The sequence below is a fragment of the Streptomyces sp. NPDC051452 genome (genome assembly GCF_044454765.1).
Lineage (GTDB): Bacteria > Actinomycetota > Actinomycetes > Streptomycetales > Streptomycetaceae > Streptomyces.
Map to the genome: position 1 here is coordinate 545,596 of NZ_JBITEB010000002.1, position 10,711 is coordinate 556,306.

The 10,711-nt window shown below is 76.2% G+C and carries 1 protein-coding gene; it reads right to left on the minus strand.

What is annotated here, in order from left to right:
* Positions 1-61 precede the first annotated feature (61 nt).
* Positions 62-10,618, minus strand: coding sequence for an SDR family NAD(P)-dependent oxidoreductase (locus ACIBA9_RS07715; RefSeq protein ID WP_399360625.1), 10,557 nt, complete (start codon positions 10,616-10,618; stop codon positions 62-64).
* Positions 10,619-10,711: the final 93 nt, after the last annotated feature.

Genomic DNA, 10,711 nt, shown 5'->3' on the forward strand with positions numbered 1-10,711 from the left:
GGCCCGGGCCCGGGGCGTCCGACAGGCGCCCCGGGCCCGCCGGACGTGGCGGGTGGGTGGGTCAGCCGAGGGTGCCGAGTTCGTCGTCCAGGATCTCGAACAGCTCGTCGGCCGTGGCCGTCTCCAGCCCCGTTCCGCCGGTGTGCCCGGTGCCGTTCTCCTGCCAGGCCTGCGTACCGTCCCATCGGGCGCTGAGGGTGCGCAGCCGGGCGGCCACCCGGGCCCGCCGCTCCTCGTCCAGGGCGGCCGGTTCCGCCACGGTGGCCAGCACCTCCTCCAGGCGCGCCACCTCGGCCTCGACGTCGGCGAGCCCGCCGGAGGTGTCGCCGCCGAGTTCCTCGTGGAGGTGCCGGGCCAGGGCGTCGGCGGTGGGGTAGTCGAAGGTGAGGGTGGTGGACAGCCGAAGGCCGGTGTCGGCGCCGAGCCGGTTGCGCAACTCAAGGGCGGCGAGCGAGTCCACGCCCAGGTCGCCCAGCGGGCGCTGTGGGTCGACGGCGTCGGCGGAACCGTGGCCGAGGACGTCGGCGACGTGGCCGCACACCGTCTCCACCAGCAGGCCGAGGGCGTCGACGGCACCCAGGCCGGCCAGTCGCCGCGACAGCGGCTCCGCAGGCGTGGAGGCCTCGGTGGCCGCGGGCGCCGCCCGGCGCACGGCCGTCGGAGCCAGGCCCCGCACCAGCGCGGGGGCGTCCGCGGTGACCTGGACCCGGACCGGCAGGAGCAGGGCCCGGTCGGCCGTCGCCTCGGTGGCGGCCAGTGCCCGGTCGAACAGGGCCAGGGCCCGCTCGGCGGGCAACGGCAGGATGCCGTCGCGGGCCAGCCGGCGCAGTTCGCTCTCGCCGAGGCCGGCCGCCATGCCCTCCCCCGTGTCCCACAGGCCCCAGCCGAGCGAGAGCGCGGGCAGCCCCTCGGTGCGGCGCCGGGCGGCCAGGGCGTCCAGGAAGGCGTTGCCGGCGGCGTAGTTGGCCTGTCCCGCCGCTCCCAGGGTGCCGGCGGCGGAGGAGAACAGGACGAACGCGGCGAGGTCGAGGTCACGCGTCAGCTCGTGCAGATGCCAGGCGGCGTCGGCCTTCGGACGCATCACCGATTCGATCCGGCCGGGAGTGAGGTCGGTGAGCAGCCCGTCGTCCAGGACACCGGCGGCGTGCACCACGGCGGTCAGCGGGTGCTCCCGGGGCACGGACGCCAGCAGGGCGGCGAGCGCTGCCCGGTCGGTGACGTCGCAGGCGGCCACGGTCACCGTCGCGCCCAGTGCGGACAGTTCGTCCAGGGCGTCCGGATCGGACAGCCGCCCGGTGCGCCCGGCCAGCAGCAGCCTGCGTGCGCCGTGCCGGGTGACCAGGTGCCGGGCCAGCAGGCGGCCGAGGCTGCCGGTGCCTCCGGTGACCAGGACGGTGCCCTCGGGGTCGAGGGCGGGCGTCCGGCCCGGCTCGGCGTCGGTGGTCGCGGCCAGTTCCGGTGCGAACACCGTGCCCGCGCGCAGGGCGAGTTCGGGTGTGCCGGTGGCGACGGCGGCGGGCAGGGCGGCGGCCGACGCGGGGTCGCCGTCGCTGTCGACGAGCACGAACCGGCCGGGGTGCTCGACCTCCGCCGCCCGCACCATGCCCCAGATCACGGCCTGCGCCGGGTCGGGGGCGTCGTCGGCGTGGACGGCGACGGCGGACCGGGTCAGGACCACCAGCGGCGCGTCGTCCGGTGCCTGGGCGAGGTGCTCCCGCAGCGCGCCGAGGGTCCGTACGGCGGTCTCGCGGGCCAGCGCCGGCGGCTTGGCGCCGGCCTGGTCCACGGTCACGGTGAGCAGGCGGGGTGCGGGCGCGGAGCCGTCGGCGGTGACCGGGAGGGTGGTCCACCGCAGCCGGAACAGGTCGCCGGGGGCGGGGTCGGCCGCGTTCAGCTGCTCGGCGGTGACCTGGCGGACGCGCAGTGACGTCACCTCGGCCAGGGGCGCCCCGGCGGCGTCGTACAGGCGCAGGGTCATCTGGTCGGTGCCGTGCGGGGTGAGGCGCAGGCGGGCCGCCGTGGCGCCGGTGGCGTACAGGGTGACGTCCTCCCAGGAGAAGGGCAGGGTCATGACGGTGGGGTCCTGGCCGTCGAGCAGGTCGATGGCGTGCAGGGTGGAGTCGAGCAGCGCCGGGTGCAGGGCGAAGCCGTCGGCCGCGTCGGGCTCCGGCAGGGCGAGTTCGGCGCAGACCTCGTCGCCGACGCGCCAGGCGGCGCGCAGGCAGCGGAACGACGGGCCGTAGTGGTAGCCCTGTGCGGCCAGGTGGTCGTAGGTGCCGCTGACGTCCACGGGGACGGCTCCCGCGGGTGGCCAGGCGGTCTCGGCGGCCGGTTCCGGCGAGCCGGCCGGGGCGAGGACACCGGTGGCGTGCCGGGACCACTCGCCGTCCGCGCCCTCCGGGCGCGCGTGCACGGTCAGTCTCCTGTGCCCGTCCGCGTCGGGGGCCGCGGCGGCGACCTGGAGGTGCACGGCGCCGTCGGGCGGCAGGACCAGGGGCCGTTCCAGGGTGAGTTCGGCCACCCGCGGCAGTCCTGTGCGGTCGCCTGCCTGCACGGCCAGCTCGACGAAGACGCTGCCGGGGACGAGGACGACGCCCGCGACCGCGTGGTCGGCGAGCCACGGGTGGGTGGCCAGGGAGAGGCGGCCGGTCAGGGCCGTGGTGCCGTCCCCGGCCAGTTCCAGGGCGGCGCCGAGCATCGGGTGCCGGGCCGGGCTCTGGCCAAGGCCGGCCGCGTCACCGCCGGCGCCGGGCTCGTCGTCCAGCCACAGCCGGCGGCGCTGGAAGGCGTAGGTGGGCAGGTCGGTGCGGCGGGCGCCGGTGCCGGCGAACGTGCGCCGCCAGTCGACGGGCACGCCGCGGACGTGGGCGGTGCCGAGCAGTGTGGCGAACGTGCGCTCCTCGTCGCGGTCTCGGCGCAGCGCGGGGACGAACACCGACCGTTCGGCGTCGGTGACGGCGTGCGCGCCCATGGCCGACAGGGCGGCGTCGGGGCCGAGTTCGAGGAAGGTGCGCACCCCCTCGGCCTCCAGTGTGCGGATGCCGTCGCCGAAGCGGACGGCCTCGCGGACGTGCCGGACCCAGTACTCGGGCGCGCACAGCTCGTCCTCGCCGGCCCGCGTGCCGGTGAGGTTGGAGACGACGGGGAGGGCGGGCGGGGCGTAGCGCAGCTCGCGGGCGGTCTTCTCGAACTCCGCCAGCATCGGTTCCATCAGCGGGGAGTGGAAGGCGTGGCTGACCCGCAGCCGCTTGGTACGACGGCCGGAGAAGGCGGCGGCGACGGCGTCCACGGCGGCCTCGGTGCCGGAGACGACGACGGCGCGCGGCCCGTTGACGGCGGCGACGGACACCTCGGGACCGAGGTGGGCGAGGACCTCGTCCTCGGTGGCGTCGACGGCGAGCATGGCGCCCCCGGCGGGCAGGGTCTGCATCAGCCGGCCGCGCGCGGCGACCAGCCGGGCGGCGTCCGTGAGGTCCCAGACTCCGGCGGCGTGCGCGGCGGTCAGTTCGCCGATCGAGTGGCCGGCCAGCCAGTCCGCGCGGACGCCGTGGGCTTCCAGCAGCCGGTACAGGGCGCTCTCCACGGCGAACAGGGCGCTCTGGGTGTACTGGGTCTGGTCGAGCAGGGCGGCCTGCTCGGTGCCGGGCTCGGCCCACATCACCTCCCGCAGCGGGCGGTCGAGATGGGCGTCGAGCGCGTCGCAGGCGTCGTCGAGCGCCTGCCGGAACACGGGGTGGGCGGCGTGCAGGGCGCGGCCCATGCCCGGGCGCTGGGCGCCCTGGCCGGTGAAGAGGAAGGCGGTCCTGCCGCCGCCGGCCCGGCCGCGCACCACGGAGTCGGCGGCCGAGCCGTCGGCCAGCGCGGTGAGCGCGGCGAGGAGTTCGTCCCGGTCCCGGGCGACCACGGCGGCCCGGTGGGTCAGGGCGGCGCGGGTCGTGGCCAGGGACCGGGCGAGGTCGGGCAGCGGCCGGTCGGCGACCGCACGCAGTCGTACGGCCTGGGCCGCCAGTGCCTCGGGGGTGGCGCCGGAGATCACGAGGGGCAGCAGTGGGGTCGGTGCCTCGGGTTCGGTGTCGTGCGGGAGGTGGTCCGCGGCGGGCGCCTCCTCGAGGATGGTGTGCGCGTTGGTGCCGCTGATCCCGAACGAGGAGACGGCCGCCCGGCGCGGACGCCCCGACCGCGGCCACGGCCGCTCCTCGGTCAGCAGACGCACGGCACCCTCACCCCAGTCCACCTTCGTCGACGGCCGCTCCACATGCAGCGTCCGCGGCAACACCCCGTGCCGCATCGCCATCACCATCTTGATCACACCCGCGACACCGGCCGCCGCCTGCGTATGCCCCAGATTCGACTTCACCGACCCCAGCCACAACGGAGCTCCCGCCGCACGATCACGCCCATACGTCGCCAACAACGCCTGCGCCTCGATCGGATCCCCCAGCATCGTCCCCGTCCCATGCCCCTCCACCACATCCACATCCCCCGCCGACAACCGCGCCGCCCCCAACGCCTGCCGGATCACCCGCTGCTGCGAAGGACCATTCGGCGCCGTCAGACCATTGGACGCACCATCCTGATTGACCGCCGAACCCCGCACCACCGCCAACACCTCATGACCCAGACGCCGCGCATCACTCAACCGCTCCAGCACCAGCATGCCGGCGCCCTCGGAAAGGGCCGTGCCGTCCGCCGCGTCGGCGAAGGACTTGGCGTGGCCGTCGGCGGCGAGATTGCGCTGCCTGCTGAAGTCGACGAACGTGTCGACGGTCGACATCACCGACACCCCGCCGGCCAGCGCCAGGGTGCACTCGCCCTGCCGGAGCGCCTGCGCGGCCAGGTGCAGCGCCACCAGCGAGGACGAGCAGGCGGTGTCCACGGTGAGGGTGGGGCCCTCCAGACCGAGGGCGTAGGCGACCCGGCCGGAGGCGACGCTGCCCAGGCTGCCGTTGCCGAGGTAGTCGCGGACCGACTCGGGGACGCGGTGCAGCCGGCTGCCGTAGTCGTGGTACATGACGCCGGCGAACACGCCGGTGCGGCTGCCGCGCACGGAGTGCGGGTCGATGCCGGCCCGCTCCAGTGCCTCCCAGGACGTCTCCAGCAGCAGCCGCTGCTGCGGGTCCATGGCGAGGGCCTCACGCGGTCCGATGCCGAAGAAGTCGGGGTCGAAGTCGGCGGCGTCGTAGAGGAATCCACCCGCCCGGGTGCTGCAGTGGCCGGCCTTGCCCGGTTCCGGGTCGTACAGGCCCTCCAGGTCCCAGCCGCGGTCGGCGGGGAAGGCGCCGATGCCGTCCCGGCCGTCGGCCAGGAGGCGCCACAGGTCCTCCGGCGTGCTGACGCCACCGGGGTAGCGGCAGGCCATGGCGATCACGGCGATCGGCTCGTCCGGCTCCCGCACCTCGGCCACGGCGGCGGGCTCGGTGCGCGTGCCGAACAGCTCCGTCCTCAGGTGGGCCACGAGCGCGCCCGCGTCGGGGTGGTCGAAGACGAGGGTGGCGGGCAGCCGCAGGCCGACGGCGTTGCCGAGGCGGTTGCGCAGTTCCACCGCGGTCAGCGAGTCGAAGCCCGACTCGCGGAACGAGCGGCGCGGATCGAGCGTCATCTCGCTGCCGTGGCCGAGTACGGCGGCCACCTGGGTGCGGACCAGTTCCATGAGCGCCGCGTCCCGTTCGGCGGGGCCGAGGGCGGCCAGCCGGTCGGTGAGCGTGCCGGAGTCCGTGCGCGAGGCCGCCGTACGGCGGGTGCGGGCGGGCACCAGAGCGCGCAGCGGGGCCGGGACGTCGCCGGCGCGGCGCAGGACGGCCAGGTCCAGGCCGACCGGGAGGAGCAGCGGCTCGTCGGCGGCGAGGGCGGCGTCGAGCAGGCGCAGGCCGTCCTCGGTGGCCAGGGGGCGGACGCCCGCGCGCGCCATCCGGTGCACGTCGGCGTCGGTGAGGTGGGCGGTCAGTCCGGTGCGCTGCTCCCAGAAGCCCCAGGCGAGGGAGTGGGCGGGCAGGCCGTGGTGCCGGCGGTGGGCGGCCAGCGCGTCGAGGAAGGCGTTGGCGGCGGCGTAGCCGGACTGGCCGGCGCCGTCGACCGTGCCGGCGGCGGAGGAGAACAGCACGAACGCGGCGAGGCCGAGGTCGCGCGTCAGCTCGTGCAGATGCCAGGCGGCGTCGGCCTTGGGACGCAGTACGGCGTCCAGGCGGGCGGGCGTCTGGTCGGTCAGGAGTCCGTCGTCGAGCACGCCGGCGAGGTGGATCACCGCGGTCAGCGGGTGGGCGGCCGGCACCTCGGCGAGCAGGGCGGCCAGTTGACCCCGGTCGGCGGCATCGCAGCGGGCCACGACGATGTCCGCGTCGCAGCCGGCGAAGTCGTCGGCGGCGGTGCCGCTGCGCCCGGCCAGCACCAGGCGGCGTACCCCGTGCTCGGCGACCAGGTGCCGGGCGACGAGGGCGCCGAGCACACCGGTGCCGCCGGTGATCAGCACGGTGCCGTCGGGGTCGAGGGCCGGCGCTTGCCCTCGGGGGGTGGCGCGGGCCAGCCGGGGCACGCGCACGCCGCCTTCGCGCAGGGCCAGTTGGGGCTCCCCGCTCGCCATGGCGGCGGCCACCGCGGCGGCGGGGTCACCGTCGCCGTCGCCGTCCACGAGGACGAACCGGTCGGGGTGTTCGCCCTGCGCGGCCCGGACCAGGCCCCACACGGCGGCGCCCGCCAGGTCGGTGACGTCCTCCTCCCCCACGGCCACGGCGCCCCGGGTGAGGATCAACAGCCGTGTTTCACGGGTGCGTTCGTCGGCCAGCCAGTCCTGTAGGGCGGTCAGGACACGCTCGGTCGCGCGGTGGGTGCCGGTGGCCGGGTCGGCCGCTCGGGTGGAATCGGGGCCGGTGGCGGCGTCGCCGGCCGGCAGCACCGTCCAGGCGGGCACGGTGTCCAGCGCGGCCGGGCCCCGTTCGTCCAGGACGGCGTGCTCCGGCACGGGCGACCCGGAGACGGAACCGGCATCGGACACGGGCACGGGCAGGGTCGGCCAGTCCAGACGGTACAGGTCCTCGGTGCGGGCGGTCGCGGCCAGTGCGGCCGGGTCGACGGGCCGGGAGACCAGGGCCTCGACCTCGGCGACCGGGGCGCCGGTGGGGTCGGCCAGCTGGACGGAGAGCGTGTCGTCGCCATGCAGCCGGACCCGCAGCGCGCCGGCGCCGGCCGCGTACAGCGAGACGCCGGTCCAGGCGAAGGGCAGCCGGGCGGTGTCCTCGGCTCCGGTGGTGAGGCCGTCGGCGTGCAGGGCGGCGTCGAAGAGGGCCGGGTGCAGGGCGAAGTGGCCTTCTTCCACGGGTAGTTCGACCTCGGCGAAGGTCTCCTGACCGCGCCGCCAGACGGCGCGCAGTCCCTGGAAGGCGGGCCCGTAGTCATAGCCGAGGGCGGCCAGGCGGGCATAGGCGTCGTCGACCGGGACGGGTTCGGCGCCCGGGGGCGGCCAGTCCGTGAGGTCGAAGGCGGGCGGGGCGGTGCGCGGGGCGAGCAGGCCGGTGGCGTGCCGGACCCAGGCGCTGTCGTCGGCGTCCTCGGGGCGGGAGTGGACGCTCAGCGCGCGGTGCCCGGATCCGTCGGCCGCCGCCACCCGCAACTGCAGTTGCACGGCGCCTCGTTCGGGCAGGGCCAGCGGTGCCTGGAGGGTGAGTTCGGCGAGGTGCTCGCAGCCGAGGTCGTGACCGGCGCCGAGCGCCATCTCGACCAGGGCGGTGCCGGGCAGCAGGGTGGTGCCGGAGACGGCGTGGTCGGCCAGCCAGGGGGTGGTGGCGGTGGAGAGCCGGCCGGTGAACAGGGTGCCGCCCTCGGCGACCGGGACGGCGGCGCCCAGCAGCGGGTGTCCGGCGGGCCGGAGTCCGGCGGCGGTGACGTCCGCGGCGCCGACGGAGCGGCCGAGCCAGTACCGCTCGCGCTGGAAGGCGTAGGTGGGCAGGTCGGCGGTGCGTACCGGCATGTCCGTGAACACGGGCGACCAGTCGACCGGGACACCGGCGACGAAGGCCTCCGCCAGGGCGGCCAGTACCCGCTCGGGGCCGCCGTCGTCGCGGCGCAGCGAGCCGAGTGCGGTGACGTCGGTGCCCGCCGCGTCGGCGGTCTCCTCGATGCTGTGCAGGAGCACGGGGTGCGGGCCACACTCGACGAACACCCCGTACCCGGCGTCGAGCAGGGTGCGGGTGGTCGGCTCGAACAGCACACTCTGGCGCAGGTTGGTGTACCAGTAGCCGGCGTCGAGGGCGGTGGTGTCGAGCCGGGCGCCGGTGACGGTGGAGTAGAACGGCACCTCGGCGGGACGGGCCCGGACGCCCGCCAGGTCGGTGAGCAGCCGGTCCCGGATGGACTCGACGTGCGCGCTGTGCGAGGCGTAGTCCACCGGGAGCCGCTTGGCGCGGTCGCCGCCGGCGACGATCGTCTCGCGGAGCGCGTCGAGGGCGTCGGCGTCGCCGGAGAGCACCACGGAGGAGGCGCCGTTGACGGCGGCCACCGAGACCCGCCCGTCGTACGGGGCGACGAGGTCGCGCACCCGGGCCTCGGGCAGCGCCACCGACATCATGCCGCCGCGGCCGGAGAGCTCCCGGGCGATGGCCTGGCTGCGCAGGGCCACGACGCGGGCTCCGTCGGCGAGGGTGAGCGCGCCGGCCACGCAGGCGGCGGCGATCTCGCCCTGGGAGTGGCCGATGACGGCGGCGGGCCGGACGCCGTGGGCGCGCCACACCTCGGCGAGCGACACCATGATCGCCCACAGCACGGGCTGGACGACGTCCACGCGTTCCAGCGGCCGGCGTGCCCGCACGGTCTCGATCAGGTCCCAGTCGGTGACGGGGGCGAGGGCGGCGGCGCAGTCCGCCATGGTGGCCGCGAACACGGGTGAGGTGTCGAGCAGGTCGGCGGCCATACCGGCCCACTGCGAGCCCTGGCCGGGGAAGACGAAGGCGATGCGGGACTCCCCGGCCGGCCGGCCGGAGACCACGTTGGGCGCGGCGGTGTCCTCGGCGAGCGCGGTCAGGCCGGCGACGAGGTCGGGCAGGGTGGCGCCGGTGACGACCGCGCGCTCGGTCAGCGCGGCGCGCCGGGTGGCGAGGGTGTGGGCGACGTCCGGTACCGGGTCGGCGCCGGTGGTGAGGTGGTCCAGCAGGCGGCGGGCCTGGGCGGCGAGGCCCGGTCGGCCGGTGCCGGACAGCACCAGGGGGAGCGGCCCGGTCCAGGCGGGCTCCTCGGCCCGGGGCTCGGGCTCGCCGGCGGCCTCGACGATGACGTGGGCGTTGGTGCCGCTGATGCCGAAGGAGGACACGGCGGCGCGGCGGGGTTCGCCGTCGGCGGGCCAGTCGCGGGCCTCGCGGAGCAGTTCGACGGCACCGGCCGCCCAGTCGACCTGGGAGGTGGGGTGTTCGGCGTGCAGGGTCCGGGGCAGCCGTCCGTGCCGGATCGCCATGACCATCTTGATGACGCCGGCGACGCCCGCGGCGGCCTGGGTGTGGCCGATGTTGGACTTCACGGACCCGAGCCACAGCGGTTCGTCGCGGCCCTGGCCGTAGGTGGCCAGCAGGGCCTGGGCCTCGATCGGGTCGCCCAGCGGGGTGCCGGTGCCGTGGGCCTCGACGGCGTGCACCTGGCGGGGTTCGAGGCGGGCGTCGGCGAGGGCGGCGCGGATGACGCGCTGCTGGGAGGGGCCGTTGGGGGCGGTCAGTCCGTTGGAGGCGCCGTCCTGGTTGACGGCGCTGCCGCGCACCACGGCCAGCACGCGGTGGCCGTTGCGGCGGGCGTCGCCGAGGCGTTCCAGCAGGAGCAGGCCGGCGCCCTCGCCCCAGCCGGTGCCGTCGGCGCCCTCCGCGAAGGACTTGCAGCGGCCGTCGAGGGCGAGGCCCCGCTGCCGGGAGAAGTCGATGAAGGTGTCCGGTGTGGACATCACCGTCACACCGCCGGCGAGGGCGAGGGCGCATTCGCCGGTGCGCAGCGCCTGCACGGCGAGGTGGAGGGCGACCAGCGAGGAGGAGCAGGCGGTGTCGACGGTGACGGCGGGCCCCTCCAGGCCGAGGGTGTAGGAGACGCGCCCGGAGGCGACGCTGCCGAGGTTGCCGTTGCCGAGGTAGCCCTCGACGCCCTCCGGCACCTCGGTGAGCCAGCTGCCGTAGTCGTGGTACATGACGCCGGCGTAGATGCCGGTGCGGCTGCCGCGCAGGGTGTGCGGGTCGATGCCGGCGCGTTCGAAGGCCTCCCAGGCGGTCTCCAGCAGCAGCCGCTGCTGCGGGTCCATGGCGAGGGCTTCGCGGGGGCTGATGCCGAAGAAGCCGGGGTCGAACCCGGCCGCGTCGTAGAGGAATCCGCCCTCGCGCACGTGGGTGCGGCCGGGGGCGTCTGGGTCGGGGTCGTAGATGCCCTCGACGTCCCAGCCGCGGTCGGCGGGGAAGTCGCCCACGGCGTCCGTGCCGGTGTCGACGAGCCGCCACAGGTGCTCGGGGCTGGTGACGCCGCCGGGGTAGCGGCAGCTCATGGCGACGATCGCGATGGGCTCCTGTGCCGCCTCGGTGACCTCGGCGTGGCGTCGGCGCAGCCGCTCGTTCTCGAGCAATGACTCGCGCAGCGCCTCGACGATCTGCTCGACGGATGTGTCCACGGTCGGTGTCGCTCCCTGCTGGCTCGGCGGCGCTGGTGACGCGGTGGAGGGTGCGCCGTAGGGGGGTGGCCGGGTGCCGGGCGCGGCGCGCCG